Source organism: Actinospica durhamensis (genome assembly GCF_018139695.1).
Lineage (GTDB): Bacteria > Actinomycetota > Actinomycetes > Streptomycetales > Catenulisporaceae > Actinospica > Actinospica durhamensis.
Genome location: NZ_JAGSOG010000184.1, coordinates 1 through 17812 on the forward strand (window position 1 = coordinate 1; position 17812 = coordinate 17812).

Consider the following 17812-nt stretch of genomic DNA (forward strand, 5'->3'; position numbering starts at 1 on the left):
CTGCGGGGGCGGGAGCCGAACCGGTGGCCGAGGTCGCGGCGGGCTGGTAGTCGTTGAAGAAGTCCCACCAGGCCTTGTCGACCGACTCAGGGTCGTGCAGGTACTGCTGGTAGATCTCGTCGACGAGCCATTCGTTGGGCCCGAACTGCGCCAATTCCCCAGGAGGCGTCTCGCCGCCGCCCGGAGCTGGAGTGGACTCAGACGTGGTCGGTGTGGACTGTGGCGACACGGCGGGTTCCGCCCTCTTCCGCTTCGTAGATCCGCGTTCTCGGACTGCCTCGCACCCGGCAGGTGGGAGCCGACGGATCCGCGGCGATGTAACGCCGGCGCGGGCCCCTGCGGTTCCTCCTCAGCGGGCAGCGGTAGCCCAGGTTACGCGCTTTCCCGCGCGAATCGCAGTTCGCACCGGCCAACGCGACGAGAGTCACACTAACTCGGGACCTGAACCACCCTTACTGAGCATAATGCCGTAGTCCGAGATGACTATTCCGAATGCGGAACGGACTGCGGCTGCTCCTGGGGCAGTTCGAGCCGGATGAGCGCCCCGCGCGCCGAGGGCATGACCTCGATGGTTCCGCCGTGCAGCTGAACCGCCCAGCGCGCGATGGCCAGGCCCAGGCCGGTGCCGCCGCCGGGCTCGCTCTGCCCGGTCGAGCCGCGGGTGAAGCGTTCGAAGACCCGGCTGCGCTCCGGCTCGGGGATGCCGGGGCCCTCGTCGGCCACCTCGATCCGCAGTTGCCCGCCCGCCGTGCGCACGGCCGAGACCTGCACGAGACCGTCCACCGGGGAGTGCTTGGCCGCGTTGTCCACCAGGTTCGCCACGACCTGGTGCAGCCGGCCCTCGTCCGCCCGCGCCAGCAGCTGCGGAGGGCGCACGTCCAGCCGGTAGCGCACCGGGCGCCCGGCGGTCTGGGCCTGGCGCACCACTTCGGCCAGGAAGGGCTCGACCGCGAACTCGGAGACGTCCAGCGGCACGGCGCCGGCCTCGAGCCGGGACAGGTCGAGCAGCTCCTCGACCAGCAGCCCGAGCCGCTCGGTCTGCGCCAGCGCGGCCTTGACCACGGCGCCGTCCGGCTCGGTCACCCCGTCCACCACGTTCTCCAGCACGGCCCGCAGCGCCGAGATGGGGGTGCGCAGCTCGTGCGAGACGTTGGCGATCAGCTCCCGCCTGGCCCGGTCGGCCGCCTCGAGGTCGGCCGCCATCTGGTTGAACAGCACGGCCAGGCGCCCCACCTCGTCCCGGGAGGTGGCGCGCACCCGGCGGGAGTAGTCGCCGTGCGCGAGGGACGAGGCGGCGTCGGCCATGGCGCGCAGCGGGGCGATCATGCCGTGCGCCAGGATCTGGGTGACCACCAGCGAGGCCACCACCGCGACCGTGACCACGTACCTGGCCTGGATGCCGAGGGAGACCCCGACCGCGGCGAACAGGGTGGCGACCGTGACGGACGCGGCCACCAGCACGCCCAGTTTGATCCGCAGCGAGGAGAGCCGGTCCAGGGGCTGCAGTTCGCGCAGCCGGGTCACCCGGTCGGTCACGGCGCCTCCGCCTCGCCGCCGGTCTCCAGCGCGTAGCCCACGCCGTGCACGGTGCGGATCCGCCCGGCCCCGATCTTCTTCCGCAGGGCCTTGACATGGGAGTCGACGGTGCGGGTGCCCGAGGCGTCGGCCCAGTCCCACACCTCGGCCAGCAGCTGCTGGCGGGAGACCACCTGGCCGGGGCGGCGGGCCAGGCTCAGCAGCAGGTCGAACTCGATCGGCGTCAGGTGCACCTCGGCCCCGTCCGCACGCACCCGGCGCCTGGCCCGGTCCACGGTCAGCGGGTGCTCGGGCGTGCCCAGCGCCAGCGGGGCCGAGGGCTCGGCGTCGCCGGCGGGCGCGTCGGTCTTGAGCGCCTGGGCCCGCACCAGGTCCACCCGGCGCAGCAGCGCGGTGATCCGGGCGATCAGCTCGCGCATGGAGAACGGCTTGGTCAGGTAGTCGTCCGCGCCCGCGCCGAGCCCGGCGAGCAGATCGGACTCGGCGTCGCGGGCCGTGAGCATGAGCACCGGCACCGGGCGTTCGGCCTGGAGCCTGCGGCACACCTCGAGGCCGTCGAAGCCCGGCAGCATCACGTCGAGCACCAGCGCGTCCGGCTGCTCCTCGCGCGCCGCGGCCACCGCGGCCGGCCCGGTGGCCGCGTAGGCGGTGGCGAACCCGGCCGCGTTCAGCCGCGCCAGTACGGCGTCGGCCAGGGTCGGCTCGTCCTCGACCACGAGGATCTTGCGCCGGGCGGCGTCGGAAGCGGGCAGGCTCATGGCAGCACAGTAGTGCGCGATCTCGGTCCGGGTCTGCGTCGCGGCCGCCCAACGGCTTGTCAGGACCTGTTCGTCGGCCGCTCGAGCGCCCCGGTGTTAGGTTGATCCCGACCACAGATCTGACGTCAGAGCAGCAGCCTGAGGAGCCGTCAAGATGACGCAGCAGTTGACCGAGACCACGCAGTGGCAGGCACTGGCCAAGCACCGGGAGGCGTTCGGCGAGACGCACCTGCGGGAGCTTTTCGCCACCGACCCGGGGCGCGCAGAGCGGCTGCGGCTGACCGTGGGCGACCTGGCCGTGGACTTCTCCAAGCACCTCGTCACGGACGAGACGCTGGCACTGCTGCTCGACCTGGCCAAGGCCCGCGGGGTGGAACCGCTGCGTGACGCCATGTTCGCCGGCGAGAAGATCAACGTCACGGAGAACCGGGCCGTGCTGCACGTCGCCCTGCGCGCGCCGCGCGGCGAGCAGATCGAGGTGGACGGCGAGGACGTGGTCCCGGGCGTGCACGAGGTGCTCGACCGGATGTCCGCGTTCGCCGACCGGGTGCGCTCGGGCGAGTGGACCGGCGCGACCGGACGGCGCATCAGGAACGTGGTGAACATCGGCATCGGCGGCTCGGACCTGGGCCCGGCGATGGCGTACGAGGCGCTGCGCGCGTACTCGGACCGCTCGCTGACCTTCCGCTTCGTCTCCAACGTGGACGGCGCCGACCTGTACGAGGCCACCCACGACCTCGACGCGGCCGAGACGCTGTTCATCATCTCCTCGAAGACCTTCACCACGGTCGAGACCATCACCAACGCGACGTCCGCGAAGGCGTGGCTGCTCGGCCAACTCGGCGGGGACGAGGCGGCGGTGGCCAAGCACTTCGTGGCCGTGTCCACCAACGACGCCGAGGTGGCCGAGTTCGGCATCGACACCGCGAACATGTTCGGGTTCTGGGACTGGGTCGGCGGGCGCTACTCGTACGACTCGGCCATCGGCCTCTCGCTGATGATCGCGATCGGCCCGGAGGCGTTCGGGGAGATGCTGGCCGGCTTCCACACCGTCGACCGGCACTTCCGCACCACCCCGCTCGAGCACAACGTCCCGGCGCTGCTCGGCCTGCTCGGGGTCTGGTACGGCTCGTTCTTCGACGCCCAGACGCACGCGGTGCTGCCGTACTCGCACTACCTCTCGAAGTTCTCGGCCTACCTGCAGCAGCTGGACATGGAGTCCAACGGCAAGTCCGTCCAGCGCGACGGCGAGCCGGTGGCCTGGCAGACCGGCCCGATCGTCTGGGGCACCCCCGGCACCAACGGCCAGCACGCCTACTACCAGCTGATCCACCAGGGCACGAAGATCATCCCGGCCGACTTCATCGGCTTCGCCGAGCCCGTCGTCCCCGCCGCCGACCCCCGCGGCGCCCACCACGACATGCTCACCGCGAACTTCCTGGCCCAGACCGAGGCCCTCGCCTTCGGCAAGACCCGCGAGCAGGTCGAGGCCGAGGGCACCGCGGCGCCGATCGTGCCGCACCGGGTGTTCAAGGGCAACCACCCCACCACCACCATCCTGGCCGAGAAGCTCACCCCCTCGGTCCTCGGCCAGCTCGTCGCCCTCTACGAGCACAAGGTCTTCACCCAGGGCGCGGTCTGGAACATCAACTCATTCGACCAGTGGGGCGTGGAGCTCGGCAAGGTGCTCGCCAAGAAGATCGAGCCCGAGCTCGTCCCCGACGGCACCCCCGCCCCCTCCGCCCACGACTCCTCCACGAACGCGCTGGTCGCGACGTACCGGGAGCTGCGGGGGCGGTAGAAGGGGCGGGTCAGCTCCGTTCGGCCAGCCGGATCATGGAGATGCCGGGCCGCACCTTGGCGATGGACGCGAAGTCGTCGTCGACGTGCAAGAGCGTAAGCCGATGGTGTTCCGCCGTCAGGGCGATGAGGATGTCCATCGGTGACGGACCCCGGTGATGGCCGATCGCAAGGAGTTGCCGCTGCACTTCGAGGATGCGCGGCCAAGGGTCGTCGAGTGCTGGGCACCACGTGAACGTGGTGCCCAGCATCGCGAAGAACGGCGCGTGGTCGCGGTCGGAACGTACCCCGGCCATCAGTTCGGCCTCCACCGGCGGGCAGAGCGCGACCAGACCCTGGGCCACGTGCCGCGGCCACGGATCGGCGACTTGGCCGCGCAGCAGGCGCCACACGGCCGAAGTGTCGGCGAGGTAGGTCACAGTCCCGCCTGTTCCCGCTTCTCCAGCACGTCGAAGTCGAGGTAGTCGGCCGCGTTGTCCTGGAGCCACTTGAGCGCACGCGCCCGATCGTCCGCGGTGCTCCCGGCCGCTATGGCCAGAGCCCGGTTGATGGTGTCGCGTTTGGTGGTCGTGCCGAGCTGACGCTGGGCGAAAGAGAGCATCTCGTCGTCGAGATCGATAAGCGTCCTGCTCATATCCGCCTCCCAGGCGATACATCGTCGTATATATCGATGTCATCGATGATATCAATCGGCGGGCGGCCGGTCGAGCCCTCCGCTGCGGGCCGACGGAGACCGCGGCCGTCGGTCATCGGGGTTCAGGCCGCCTGAGGCTCTGCGACAATGGGGCAATGAGCGAACCGCGCCGCACCTCTTCCTCCGACCAGCCCCGCAAGCCGCAGGCCGCCCGCAACGCGGCGCGCAACGCGCAGCCGCGCAAGGCCGCGGAGCTCGAGGCGGCGGAGCGGCGCAAGCGGCAGTCGATCGCGAAGGCGGAGAAGCGCACCACTCCGGCGAACGTGCGCTCGACCGAGCCCGCGCCCACGGCGGCCGGGCGCGCGCCCGCGGGGGCCGGGGCGGCCACACCCGCCTCGTACCTGGACATCCCCGAGGACTACCGCGCGGGCTTCGCCTGCTTCGTCGGGCGGCCCAACGCGGGCAAGTCCACGCTGACGAACGCGCTGGTCGGGGCGAAGATCGCGATCACCTCAGGCAAGCCGCAGACCACCCGGCACACCGTGCGCGGCATCGTGCACCGGGCGGACGCGCAGCTGGTGCTGGTGGACACCCCCGGCCTACACCGCCCGCGCACGCTGCTCGGCGAGCGGCTCAACGAGCAGGTGCGGGCCACCTGGGCCGAGGTGGACGTGATCGGCTTCTGCATCCCGGCCAACCAGGAGATCGGCCCGGGCGACCGCTACATCGCGCAGCAGCTCGCCGACGTGCGGCGCACCCCCAAGGTGGCCGTCGTGACCAAGACCGACACGATGGGCAAGCAGGCCGTGGGCGAGCAGCTGCTGGCCGTACTCGAGCTCGGCAAGGAGGTCGGGATCGACTGGGCCGAGATCATCCCGGTCTCCGCGGTGGCCGGCGCGCAGGTCGGCCTGCTCGCCGACCTGCTGGTCAAGCAGCTGCCCCCGTCCCCCCCGCTCTACCCCGGCGGCGAGCTGACCGACGAGCCCGAGCAGGTCATGGTGGCCGAGCTCATCCGCGAAGCCGCGCTCGAGGGCGTGCGCGACGAGCTGCCGCACTCCCTCGCGGTGACCGTCGAGGAGATGATCCCGCGCACCGACCGCCCCAAGGACAAGCCGCTGCTCGACGTGCACGCCACGCTGTACGTGGAGCGCTCCAGCCAGAAGTCCATCGTCATCGGCACCGGCGGCGTCCGCCTGCGCGACGTCGGCTCCCGCGCCCGCCAGCAGATCGAGGCGCTGCTCGGCACCGCGATCTTCCTGGACCTGCACGTGAAGGTGGCCAAGGACTGGCAGCGCGACCCGAAGCAGCTGCAGCGGCTCGGGTTCTAGCCGGCCCCGCGACGCCGCGATCGGATCCGGCCAACGAATTTTCCCGGATCCTCGCAGCTCGATCCCTGATACGCCGGTGAAGCCGGAGCCGTCAGGGACCCGTTTCGGCCACCGTGTCCGAAACGGCTCCGCACGTGTCTCTCCTAAGAGGTCCCAAGGCCTGTTCCCGGTGCCCGTGTCCGCCTGCGGCGGCGCGGGCCCCGCTCTCCCCACACGCCGGGCTCATCCACTCAGCCTGCGCCTCAGGAGGGCAACGACACATGGCCATGGCCACCACCGCGAGACTTCGGCTCGACCGGGCTCGGCACGCACGACACGAGAGCGGCCAGCTGCCCGCGCGGCTGCGCGAGCAGCTGGAACGGGCACTGGACGCGGACCTGTCCGCGGTACGGGTGTACACCGGACCCGCGGCCGACGCGGCGGCGCGCGCGTTCGGCGCGGACGCGGTGGCATCCGGATCAGCCCTCTTCTTCCGGCGCGGCGCCTTCGACCCGGGCAGCCGCGACGGAGTGCACCTGGTGGCGCACGAGGTGGCGCACACGGTCCAGCAGGCCGCCCTGCGGGCCGGGAGCCCGGCCCGGCTCGACCGCGCGGTCGGCGAGGCGGCGGCGGACCGCTTCGCCGACGCGTTCACCGCCGCGTACGCGGACGGCGGGAGCACGGATGGTTCGCTCGCCGCCCTCGCGCTCCCGCACGGCCGCGGCGGTCACGACGTGCTGCGCGTCGCCGCCGGCCCGTCCGGCATGATCCAGCTGCACTCCTCCTTCGAGCACCGCTACCTCGGCGACGGCGACCCGCAGGACCTGCGGATCATCGCCGAGAACCGGGACACGCCCACCCGCGACCGGCTGCTGCAGGGCCAGATCAAGCTGTTCGAGCTCTTCGATCGCAAGGACCCGGAGCATGTCACGCGGGCGGACATCCTGCGCGTGGCCCCGCACATCCAGACCCTGGAGCTCGGCCCGGACAAGATCGTCGCCACCCTGGGCGAGATCAATGCCCTGCCGGACTACCTGTCCCACCCGGACCAGGTGGAGAGTGTCCGCCACGACGTCCTGCTGCCGATCCTGCAGGTGATCCGGCAGGAGGGGTACAACCAGTTCACCGAACTGCTGACCGGGCACAACCCGTACAAGCGCTTCCCGGGCTCTCCGTTCCAGCCGACCGGCGCGCTGTGGGGCATCGTCGAGGCGCTGCGCGAGACCAACGCGCTCGACGAGCTCACCGCCGGCCTCGGCATCGCCGGACAGGACCACTACAAGGGACTGTTGGCCCGCAACGCCTGCCACTTCGCCCCGTACTCCTGGTACCGCTGGCTCAGCTTCCACCTGATGGCCCGCCAGGCCGCGACGGACGCCTTCAAGGGCGGCAAGACGCCCCAGCTGGTGCAGCGGGCGTGGAACCTGGCCGGATACGCCGACCACTTCCTGGAGGACTCGTTCGCGGCGGGCCACCTGATCGACAAGACGCTGGTGATGCAGTGGTTCGTGGACTGGGCCCAGGACACGGATCTGGTCGCCGACCAGTCCGTCCTGCGGTACATGACCGCGGCGCTGCAACCCGGACTGGCCGCCGGCCGGCTCTACGACCCGGCCTACACCGGCCCGTCGCACGACCCGCAGACCGTGCAGGAGCTGCATACCGAGGCCGCGCGCATCTCCGGCACGAAGCTCGGGCCGGGGCGCGAGGACGGGACGCTCGGCGGCTACCTGGACTACCTCACCTTCCTCACCAGCGCGGCCGCGCAGCTGGGCACGAACCTGCTGCACAACCACTACAACGACAACTCGGTGTGGGCCTCCTCGGCGGCGCACACCACGCCGTACCAGCTCTGGGGCGACGGCACGCTGCTGTCGGAGGGCGGAGCGACCGGCGCCTTCGTCACCGCGTCGGCCGCGCAGCTCTCCCGGCGCGCGATCCAGGAGCTCATCGACTCCGGCACCACCGCCATCACCACGACACAGATCCGCAGCCACTTCCCGACCAGCGTCGGTTCCGCCTCCGACAAGCTGACCACGATCGGGCAGTGGGCCACCACGCAGCGGCCGTTCGTCGAGGAGACCATTTTCAAGGGCTTCAAGGACGAGATCGGCAAACTGCTGACCCGGCTCACCACACCGAGCCTCGGCATCGTGTCCCGGGACGAGCCGCTGGGCCAGCAGTTCGCCACCCGCGCCGACAGCGACGACTCGATCATCTACGAGGAGGCGGCGGTCCTGCCGGTGGGCGACCGCCTGTTCGCCGCCTCGCGCGGCTACGTGTACGAACTCGACCCGGTCAGCGGCGCCAAGCTCCACGGCCGGGCCTACGCACTGCCGGAGGTCCTCGGCAGCCGGTACAGCACCCTGGCCTCGGACGGCAAGATGCTGTTCGTCGGGATCAGCTCGCACGTGCACGCCCTGCCGTTGGACGGCCCGTGGGAGGGGCGGCCCGGCTGGGTCAGCCCGACGCTCGGCGGCCTGGCCAACCTGCGGTTCGTCACACTCCTGACGAACCCGGACGGACGCCTGTTCGCCGCCAGCCACGGCTACGTGTACGAACTCGATCCGCAGCGCGGCGCGATCAAGCAGGAGGTCGAGCTCGGCAGCAAGGTCGGCGTCGCCGAATACCCGGTCGACCTGGCCACGGACGGCGATCTGCTCTACGCGGGCACGCACGGGTACGTCTACGCGATCAACCTGCGCGGCCCGTGGAACGGATGGCTCTGGTACAGCGCGAAGCTCGGGGTGAGCCTCGACCACCAGCCGGTCGCGGTGCTGGTGCACGGCAAGCGGCTGTTCGCGATGTCGGACGGCGTGGTCTACGAGCTTCCGCGCGACGGCAGCGAGAAGGTCCTGCAGCGCGTCGACCTGCACCACGGCCGGTGGAGCCCCTACATCGCGTCCCTGGCGACGGACGGAGGCCAGCTCTTCGTCGGCACACGCGGCGTCGCGTACGCGCTGCCGCTGGGCACGAAGTGGGGCGAGAACCCCACGTGGAGCAGCCCGGCCCTGAGCAACATCGACGAGCACGGCCCCGTCTCCCTCGTCTGCCTGCGCGACCGGCTGTTCGCCGGCGCCGACGGATACGTGTACGAACTCGACCTGCTCGACGGCGCCATCCGGCAGCAGTGGCAGCTGGTCAACCTGACCAACACGGGCCTTGACCTGCCCACGGTTCTGGTGCCCTCGCACGAGGAGCTGTACGTCGGCGTGCACGGATACGCCTACGGGATGCTCCTCGCCGCGATCCAGCCGACCCCGACCGCGGCGTGGCCGCTCGCCCCGGTCACCGGGACGGGCGTGCCGGACCGCCGCGGGATCCACCCGGCCACCTCCTTCGAGGTGCAGTATCCGCCGCTCACCGGCCTCGGCGGCTACGCCCTGTTCAACGGGGTCAACAGCAAGATCGACACGGCGGCGCCCGTCCTGGACACCACCGCGGGCCGGGGTTTCACCGTCGACGCCTGGGTGCGGCTGGACGCCTCGCCCGCCGCGGCCAACAGCGTGATCGTGGCGCAGACCGGCACGCTCGCCGCGGCGTTCACGCTCGGCTACTCGCGCACCGGCACGAGCTGGTACCTCGAGCGCACCGGCGCCGACGAGAACAGCCCGATCGTCCAGCGGGTCTACGCCGGGGTCGACGCCGTCCTGGGCGTGTGGACCCGGGTGAGCGGTGTCTACGACCCGGACGCGACCGACGCCGCCGGGAAGACCCCCACGCTGAGCATCTACGTCGACGGCGCGTTCGCCAAGAGCCTCGTGCTGTCCGCGCCGATGGGCTACGCCGCCCGCGGGCCGCTGCAGATCGGCGTGGGCAGGGTGGACGGCAGGGACGCCGGGCCGCTCAAGGGCGCCGTGCGCGACGTGCGCGTGTACGGCGAGGCGCTGGACGCCGCGCGTCTGGAGCCGCGCGCGGCCTCGTTCTGGCGGCTGGACGAGCGGGGCGGAACGGTCGCCGCGGACCGCCGCCACCACCACGAGGCCCGCGCGACCGACGTGAACTGGACGCGGATCCCCGACGTCGGCCGCGGTGCGCACTTCAACGGTCGCAGCACCGTGATCGCCACCAAGGGCCCGGTGGTCAACGCGGCGCGGGGCGGGAGTTTCACGGTCGCGGCGTGGGTGCGCCAGGACACCGTGGGCGCGGTCCCGGAGATCGCGCTGTGCCAGAACGGGCAGAACGTCCCGGTGGTCGGGCTGCGCTCGCGCATGGCCACGGCGACGTCGCTGAGCTGGACCTTCTTCCGATACGCCGTCGATTCCGTCCACTTCGAGCCGGTCGTGCTCGATTCCGGCACGCCGGTCGTGTTCGGGACCTGGGCCCACGTCGCCGGTGTCTACGACGCCGCGACGCAGAACATGCACATCTACGTCGACGGCGTGCGCCGCGGCAGCGCGGTCTTCCCGCGCGATCACGCCCTCGACGCGACGGGAACCTTCATGATCGGCCACGGCGCGTTCGCGGACGGCAGGACCCAGTGGTTCAGCGGCATCGTCCGCGACGTGCGCGCCTACAACGAGGCGCTGACGGAGAACCAGGTGCGGGCGCTGCTGGTGGCCGGCGCGGCGAAGGAGGACGACGCTGCCTGACCGGTGCCGGCGACCGGGTCAGAGCGGCATCGTCCACGCGGCGTGGGTGTCGACGGGGACGAAGCCGAGCCTGCGGTTGACGGCCAGTATGCGGGTGTTGCCCACCGCGTTGTAGGTCTCGAGGACGCGCAGGCCCGGTTCGGCGCGCAGCAGTTCCCTGACGAGGTAGGCCTTGACCCGGATGGCCAGTCCCTGGCCCCGGTAGGCGGGCACGACGACGGTCTCGTTCTGTTCGCCGCGCACACCGTCCGCGGTGTGCGCGGTGGACAGGGCGGCGATGCTTCCGGTCTCGGCGTCGAGCAGGCAGGCGGTGTACTCGCGCAGGCCGGCCCGGTCGGCGGCGCGTTCGCGGTGGCGGACCTCGGCGGGGGTGAACGGGGTGACGGAGGGGTCGTCGGGATCGGCGTGCAGGGTGTCGAGGGTGCCGGTGAGCGCGTCGAGCAGGTACTCGGGGCACGGTCCGGCCCAGCGCAGCGCGAGCAGGTCGGGGCCGGAGCGTGGGGCGGGCAGGCTCGCGGGCGGCGGGGTCTCGGATGCGTGCCAGCGGTGCGGCCCCCGCGCCGCGGACTCGGCGCGAGGGGCTTCGGGCGAGGGCTCCGCAAGCCGCTCCGGCGCCCCGGACCGCCTCGGCGCGATCGCGGCGGCCAGGAGGGCGGCCAGCGCGGGGTCGGCGAGGGTCAGCCGGGAGCGCAGGTCGCAGCTCGAGACGGCGAGGCCGCTGCTGCGCGCGAAGGCTTCGGTGGCGGCGTTGCGCGGGCCGTCGAGGACCAGTCTGCGCCGGCCGTTGGCCGCGGCGGCTCCGGCCAGTTCCTCCAGCAGCGCGGAGCCGACGCCGTGTCGGCGCGCGGACGGGTGGACGGTGAGGGTCGCGTGCGCCAGTTCCCGGTGGAACGCGCCGTAGATGCCGAGCCGCGCGTAGCCGACCAGTCGCCCTGAGCGATCGTGGGCGAGGTGGACGAAGCGGGTGCCGCGGTACGGCGGGGCCAGCTGGGCCAGCAGTTCGGCGCGGGCGCAGGGGGGCTCGCCCGGGCGGTCGGCCAGGTCGGCGGCGTGCTGACACGCCACCAGTTCGTCGAGCTCGTCGGGCGCGAGCACGTCCTCGGCGGTGGCGCGCACCCGGGTGACCCGCCACGGCCTGGCGACGGTGACGGTGGGAGCGAACAGAGGGCGCACCCGTCCATCACAGCGCGTTCGGCGCGTCTGGGGACGCCGCCACGCGAGACGGACGCCTCGGTACCGGCCGAGCGGGTGATGGTAGGGTGAGAGCCCTATGTACGAGTCGCGGCTTCTTATCTGCCGCGGCGAGGGTCTGTAAGTACACGGACCGGCACCCTCGCCGCGGTGTCGGTGCTGCGCTTTTCGTTCCTGGGTCTCGGGACTCCCCGCCCACCCGCCGGTCTCCTTGTGACCAGTACCGCCTTCAGGACGGAAAACGAAGATGACCATCGCCCCCTCCGCGGCCGAGGCCGCCGGCCAGTACGCCCGCGTCGCCGCCCAGCAGCCCAGCGGGATGCCGATCCACAAGTACGTACCCTTCCAGCCGGTCGCCGTGGCCGACCGCACCTGGCCCGGCACCGTGATCGACCGGGCCCCGCGCTGGTGCGCGGTGGACCTGCGCGACGGCAACCAGGCGCTGATCGACCCGATGAGCCCGGCGCGCAAGCTGAAGATGTTCGACCTGCTGGTCTCCATGGGCTACAAGGAGATCGAGGTCGGCTTCCCGGCGGCCTCGCAGACCGACTTCGACTTCGTCCGGCAGATCATCGAAGAGGGCCGGATCCCGGACGACGTGGTGATCCAGGTGCTGACCCAGGCGCGCGAGCACCTGATCGAGCGCACCTTCGAGTCGATCCGCGGTGCCAAGCAGGCGATCGTGCACCTGTACAACTCCACCTCCACGCTGCAGCGCCGGGTGGTGTTCGAGCAGGACCGCGAGGGGATCAAGCAGATCGCGGTGGAGGGCGCGCGGCTGTGCAAGAAGTTCGCCGACCAGGTCGTGGGCACCGAGATCTACTTCGAGTACTCCCCCGAGTCCTACACCGGCACCGAGCTGGAGTTCGCGGTCGAGGTCTGCGACGCGGTCAACGAGGTCTGGCAGCCGACGCCGGACCGCAAGGTGATCGTGAACCTGCCGGCGACGGTGGAGATGGCCACCCCGAACGTCTACGCCGACTCGATCGAGTGGATGAGCCGGAACCTGCGCAACCGCGAGTCGATCGTGCTCTCGCTGCACCCGCACAACGACCGCGGCACCGCGGTGGCTGCGGCCGAGCTGGGCTACATGGCCGGGGCCGACCGGATCGAGGGCTGCCTGTTCGGCAACGGCGAGCGCACCGGCAACGTCTGCCTGGTGACGCTGGGCCTGAACCTGTTCTCGCAGGGGGTGGACCCGCAGATCGACTTCTCCGACATCGACGAGGTGCGCCGCACCGTCGAGTACTGCAACCAGCTGCCGGTGCACCCGCGCCACCCCTACGGCGGCGACCTGGTCTACACCGCGTTCTCCGGCTCGCACCAGGACGCGATCAAGAAGGGCTTCGACCACCTGCGCCGCGACGCCGCGGCCGCCGGCACGGACACCGACGGGATCGTCTGGGCGGTGCCGTACCTGCCGATCGACCCGAAGGACGTGGGCCGCACCTACGAGGCGGTCATCCGGGTCAACTCGCAGTCCGGCAAGGGCGGGGTGGCCTACGTGCTGAAGAACGACCACCAGCTGGACCTGCCGCGCCGGCTGCAGATCGAGTTCTCCGGGATCATCCAGGCCAAGACCGACGCCGAGGGCGGCGAGGTCGCGCCGGCCGAGATCTGGCACGTGTTCTCGAACGAGTACCTGCCCACCCCGGACGAGCCGTGGGGCCGCTACCAGCTGGCCGGGTACCGCTCGGAGGCGAACCTGGACGGCAAGGACGCGCTGTCGGTGGACCTGACCGTGGACGGGGTGGCGACCACGGTGCTGTCCGAGGGCAACGGCCCGATCGACGCGTTCGTCAATGCCCTGACGCAGCAGCTGGACGTGGACCTGCGCTTCCTGGACTACGCCGAGCACGCGCTGGCGGCGGGCGGGGACGCGAGCGCGGCCGCGTACGTGGAGTGCGCGGTCGGCGGCCGGGTGCTGTGGGGTGTGGGCGTGGACGCCAACATCGTCACGGCCTCGCTCAAGGCCGTGGTCTCCGCGGTGAACCGGGCCGTGCGCGGATAACGTCAGCACCCTGAATGACCTGGCCGCGCGGTGAGCGCGGCGGATGCAACCGAACGGCGGCGTACCGCGTCTAGCGACGCGTTCGCCGCCGTTCGCGCTCTCCGCGACCGCGCGTGTCTCGCTAGAGGGGTGTCCATGTTCTTCTTCATCATCTGGGCCATCAAGGTCCGCTACAAGGCGCTCGACCGGGGGTCGTTCTTCTGCCCGCGCTGTGGTGGCGACCGCGAATTCGAGCACCGCGTGGGCAAGAGGTGGTTCTCGCTCTACTACATCCCGCTGTTCCCGTGCAGCGGCCCTGTCAACGAGCACGTGCGCTGCACCACCTGCCAGGGCATGTTCACCATGCAGACCCTCAACCGGCCCACCACCAACCAGCTCTCCTCGCTGCTGCTCGACGGCGTGCGCGGGGTGCTCGTGCACGTGCTGCGGGCCGGTTCGATCCAGTCCCCGGCCGCGCGCGAGGCCGCGATCGGCGAGGTGCGCTCGGCCGGGCTCGCCGGGTACGACGACGCGAGCCTGCAGGCCGACATCGACGTGGTGCCCGGCGATCTGTCCGGCCTGCTGAGCAGCCTCGGCGGCCAGCTGGCCGACCAGGGCAAGGAGAACCTGCTGCGCGCCGCGGTGAAGGTGGCGCTGGCGGACGGCCCGATGACCGACCTCGAGCGCGGCGTGGTGCACGGCACCGGCGCCGCCCTCGGTATGACCCAGGCGCACGCCCTCGGCGTGATCGCGATGGCGGAGCAGTCCGCCCAGCGCTGAGCTCCGCCGCTTTCCGCCCCGCCCTCGCATCCCGGGCCGCACGCCCCGCCCGGGATGCGAGAATGGCGGGGTGACCCTGACCCGTGACGACGGCATCGTCCTACGCACCCAGCGCCTGGGCGAGGCCGACCGCGTCATCACCGTGCTGACCAGGGAACACGGCCGGCTGCGGGTGGTGGCCAAGGGCGTACGCCGGACCACCTCGAAGTTCGGCGCGCGGCTCGAGCCGTTCGCGCACGTGGACTTCCAGACCTTCGACAAGCAGGGCCGCGCGCTCGGCATGATCACCCAGGCCGAGACGATCGCGGCGTACGGGCAGCACATCGTGAGCGACTACGCGCGGTACACGGCCGGGACGGCGATGCTGGAGACGGCCGAGCGCCTGTCCGACGAGGAGGGCGAGCCGGCCCTGCAGCAGTACCTGCTGCTGCTCGGCGCCCTGCGCGCGCTCACCGCCGGGGAGCACGCGCCCGGCCTGGTGCTCGACGCGTTCATCCTCAGGTCGCTGGCCACCGCCGGCTACGCCCCGTCCTTCCGCGACTGCGCCGGCTGCGGCGACGAGCCGGCGGACGGGACGCCGTGGCGGTTCTTCTCGCTCCCGTCCGGCGGGATGGTGTGCCCGAGCTGCAAGCCGGGCGGCTCGGCGATGCCGCAGCAGGCGACGGTGGAGCTGCTCGGCGCGCTGCTCGCGGGCGAGTGGTCGGTGGCGGACTCCAGCGAGGGACGGCACCGGCGCGAGGCGAGCGGCCTGGTCGCGGCGTATCTGCAATGGCATCTCGAGCGCGGGCTGCGGTCCCTGCGCCTGGTGGAGCGTTGACGAACCCTGATGACTCTGTGGCGAACATGGCGAACATGACGGTCGCGGCGAACACGAACGCGAACGTGTCGGACGAGTACGAGTACGGAAAGACGGCGGTCTGAGTGGTACTGCGCAGGAAGTCGAAAACGGCCAAGGCCTCCGGCCAAGCGCGCCCGGGCGCGGCGCGCACCTACCGTGACCCGAAACCGCACAAGGACGGCGCCGAGCCGCCGAAGATCCCGGCCGAGCTGGTGCCCAAGCACGTCGCGATCGTGATGGACGGCAACGGCCGCTGGGCCAAGGCGCGCGGCCTCTCGCGCACCGAGGGCCACGAGGTGGGCGAGAAGTCGCTGTTCGACGTGGTCGAGGGCGCGGTGCAGATCGGCGTGACGCACATCTCGGCCTACGCGTTCTCCACCGAGAACTGGAAGCGCTCGCCGGAGGAGGTGCGCTGGCTGATGAACTTCAACCGGCTCACCATCCGCCGCCGGATCGACGAGATGGACGAGCTCGGCGTGCGGATCCGCTGGTCCGGGCGGCGCCCGCGGCTGTGGAAGTCGGTCATCGACGAGCTGGAGACGGCCGAGGAGCGCACCAAGGACAACACCCGGTTCACCCTGAACATGTGCGTGAACTACGGCGGGCGCGCGGAGATCGCGGACGCCGCGGCGGCGCTGGCCAAGGACGTGGCCGCGGGCAGGGTGAACCCGAACCGGATCGACGAGCGGCTGTTCGCGCGGTACCTCGACGAGCCGGACATGCCGGACGTGGACCTGTTCCTGCGCTCCTCCGGCGAGCAGCGCACCTCCAACTTCATGCTGTGGGAGGCCGCGTACGCCGAGATGGTCTTCCTGGACACGCTCTGGCCGGACTTCGACCGCACCCACCTGTGGCAGGCCATCCAGATCTACGCCGACCGCGACCGCCGCTTCGGCGGCGCGATGCCCAACCCGGTCGCGGACGACGCCGCGCGGACGCCGAATCCGCTGACGCGCTGACGCGCTGAGGCATTCCGGGCCGGGGCACCCGCGGCCCCGCGCGCGACGACGTCAGTCGAGCAGGCGCGGGGCGAGCGCGGTGAGCAGGGAGGCGGCGTCGGCCATGCTGCGCTCGACGTCGGGTTCGAGCTCGGTCAGGGCCAGGGCGCGGGCGATGCCGGCCCGGTGCAGCTGATCCTGCGTCAGCGTCAGCCGGCCGCAGACCGCGACGGTGCGCACGCCGTGCAGCGCCGCCAGCCGGGCCACCCCGACCGGGGCCTTGCCGCGCAGGCTCTGCTCGTCGAGCGAGCCCTCGCCGGTGACGGCCAGGCTGGCCCCGCGCATGGCCTGCTCGACCCCGAGCAGCTCCAGCATCAGCTCGATGCCCGGGCGTACGCGGGCGCCGAGGCCGACGATCGCGCCGTAGCCCACGCCGCCGGCCGAACCCGCGCCGGGCTGGGCCGCGGCGGCCACGGCGTGCTCGCCGAGCTGCTTGGTCAGCACGTCCACCAGGCGCCCGAGCCCGGTCTCGAGCGCGAGCACGTCCTCGGGGGCGGCGCCCTTCTGCGGGCCGTAGACCGCGGCCGCGCCGAAGGTGCCGAGCAGCGGGTTGTCCACGTCGGTGGCCAAGATCACCTCGGTCTGCCCGATCCGCTCGTCGAGCCCGGACAGGTCGACCGAGGCGACCTCGGTCAGCGAGGCGCCGCAGGGTTCGAGTTCGCCGCCCGAGTTGTCCAGGAAGCGCGCGCCGAGCGCGGCGAGCATGCCCGCGCCCCCGTCCGTGCTGGCGCTTCCGCCGACGCCGAGCACGAGGGTGCGCGCGCCGGCGTCGAGCGCGGCGCGGATGAGCTCGCCGGTGCCGTAGGTGGAGGCGTGCAGCGGGTCGAAGACGCCGGGTGCCAGCCGGCGCAGTCCGCTGGCCTCGGCCAGTTCGACCACGGCGGTGTGGTTGGAGACCGCGAAGTGCGCGGAGACGGGCTCGCCCAGCGGTCCGCGCACCCGCGCGGCGCGCCGCTCGAACCCGGCCGAGACGGCCGCGTCCACGGTCCCGTCCCCGCCGTCGGCCACCGGCACGCAGCGCAGCTCGACCTGCGGCCTCGCCGTACGCAGCCCGGCCGCGACGGCCTCGGCCACCTCGAGCGCGGTCAGCGAACCCTTGAACTTATCCGGCGCGATCACTATCCAGGCCTCGGTCACAGGGGGAGTCTACGGGCGCGCGAGCGCTGCGCGTCCGTTGCGTTCGCCACGGTACGGTCTACGCCCGGATGAAGCGGCAGGCGGATTCGGGCGAAGCGGTGGCGAAGGTCTGGCGACACGTCGGGGATGTGCTGACGGAGTGTCGGTAGCGGGTGCCCGAGGCCCGTGCCGAACGGGCGCGCACGCGCGGGCATACGCGTGCGGGGCGGCCCGGACCCCCGTGTCCGAACCGCCCCGCACGCCACCGATTC

The 17812-nt window shown here is 71.9% G+C and carries 14 protein-coding genes; 7 read left to right on the forward strand and 7 right to left on the reverse strand.

The window, feature by feature from the left end; all coding sequences use genetic code 11:
• From KDL01_RS46090 to KDL01_RS27970, 3 genes are all read right to left on the reverse strand, one after another.
• The coding region (locus KDL01_RS46090; RefSeq protein WP_368861668.1) for a 2-oxoglutarate dehydrogenase E1 subunit family protein at positions 1-229 on the reverse strand (229 nt) is incomplete at its 3' end.
• A gap of 254 nt (positions 230-483) precedes the next feature.
• Positions 484-1536, reverse strand: coding sequence for a sensor histidine kinase (locus KDL01_RS27965; RefSeq protein ID WP_212531626.1), 1053 nt, complete (start codon positions 1534-1536; stop codon positions 484-486).
• On the reverse strand, positions 1533-2294 hold the full coding sequence (locus tag KDL01_RS27970) for a response regulator transcription factor (protein ID WP_212531613.1): 762 nt from the start codon (positions 2292-2294) through the stop codon (positions 1533-1535). The genes KDL01_RS27965 and KDL01_RS27970 overlap by 4 nt, the downstream gene beginning before the upstream one ends.
• 154 nt (positions 2295-2448) lie before the next feature.
• On the opposite strand from KDL01_RS27970, the gene pgi reads away from it, so the two are divergent.
• Positions 2449-4095, forward strand: a complete 1647-nt coding sequence (pgi, locus tag KDL01_RS27975; protein WP_212531614.1) for a glucose-6-phosphate isomerase — start codon at positions 2449-2451, stop codon at positions 4093-4095.
• 10 nt (positions 4096-4105) lie between these two features.
• On the opposite strand, the gene KDL01_RS27980 is transcribed toward pgi, so the two are convergent.
• Both KDL01_RS27980 and KDL01_RS27985 read right to left on the reverse strand, forming a co-directional pair.
• Complete coding sequence (locus tag KDL01_RS27980; RefSeq protein WP_212531615.1) at positions 4106-4513, reverse strand: PIN domain nuclease; 408 nt, start codon at positions 4511-4513, stop codon at positions 4106-4108.
• Positions 4510-4728: a type II toxin-antitoxin system VapB family antitoxin gene (locus tag KDL01_RS27985; RefSeq protein WP_212531616.1), complete on the reverse strand. Its 219-nt coding sequence runs from the start codon at positions 4726-4728 to the stop codon at positions 4510-4512. Before KDL01_RS27985 ends, KDL01_RS27980 begins: the two co-directional genes overlap by 4 nt.
• A 155-nt stretch (positions 4729-4883) precedes the next feature.
• On the opposite strand from KDL01_RS27985, the gene era reads away from it, so the two are divergent.
• Entirely contained in the window at positions 4884-6056 is a 1173-nt protein-coding gene (gene era, locus KDL01_RS27990; protein WP_212531617.1) for a GTPase Era, read from the forward strand.
• Between the two features lie 260 nt (positions 6057-6316).
• Entirely contained in the window at positions 6317-10627 is a 4311-nt protein-coding gene (locus tag KDL01_RS27995; protein WP_212531618.1) for a LamG-like jellyroll fold domain-containing protein, read from the forward strand.
• Positions 10628-10645: 18 nt separating this feature from the next.
• Here the strand turns inward: KDL01_RS27995 and KDL01_RS28000 are convergent, their stop codons facing one another.
• Positions 10646-11800 carry a GNAT family N-acetyltransferase gene (locus tag KDL01_RS28000; protein WP_212531619.1) on the reverse strand — a complete coding sequence of 385 codons (1155 nt, stop codon included), beginning with the start codon at positions 11798-11800 and terminating at the stop codon, positions 10646-10648.
• A 265-nt stretch (positions 11801-12065) separates the two neighbouring features.
• On the opposite strand from KDL01_RS28000, the gene leuA reads away from it, so the two are divergent.
• From leuA to KDL01_RS28020, 4 genes are all read left to right on the forward strand, one after another.
• A complete protein-coding gene (leuA, locus tag KDL01_RS28005; protein ID WP_246577104.1) occupies positions 12066-13829 on the forward strand; it encodes a 2-isopropylmalate synthase in 1764 nt (587 codons plus the stop codon).
• A gap of 135 nt (positions 13830-13964) precedes the next feature.
• On the forward strand, positions 13965-14588 hold the full coding sequence (locus KDL01_RS28010; protein WP_212531620.1) for a hypothetical protein: 624 nt from the start codon (positions 13965-13967) through the stop codon (positions 14586-14588).
• Positions 14589-14658: 70 nt separating this feature from the next.
• Complete coding sequence (recO, locus tag KDL01_RS28015; RefSeq protein WP_212531621.1) at positions 14659-15405, forward strand: DNA repair protein RecO; 747 nt, start codon at positions 14659-14661, stop codon at positions 15403-15405.
• 110 nt (positions 15406-15515) lie between these two features.
• Positions 15516-16385: an isoprenyl transferase gene (locus tag KDL01_RS28020; RefSeq protein ID WP_212531625.1), complete on the forward strand. Its 870-nt coding sequence runs from the start codon at positions 15516-15518 to the stop codon at positions 16383-16385.
• A gap of 51 nt (positions 16386-16436) precedes the next feature.
• On the opposite strand, the gene KDL01_RS28025 is transcribed toward KDL01_RS28020, so the two are convergent.
• A complete protein-coding gene (locus KDL01_RS28025) occupies positions 16437-17561 on the reverse strand; it encodes a glycerate kinase (RefSeq protein ID WP_212531622.1) in 1125 nt (374 codons plus the stop codon).
• Positions 17562-17812: the final 251 nt, after the last annotated feature.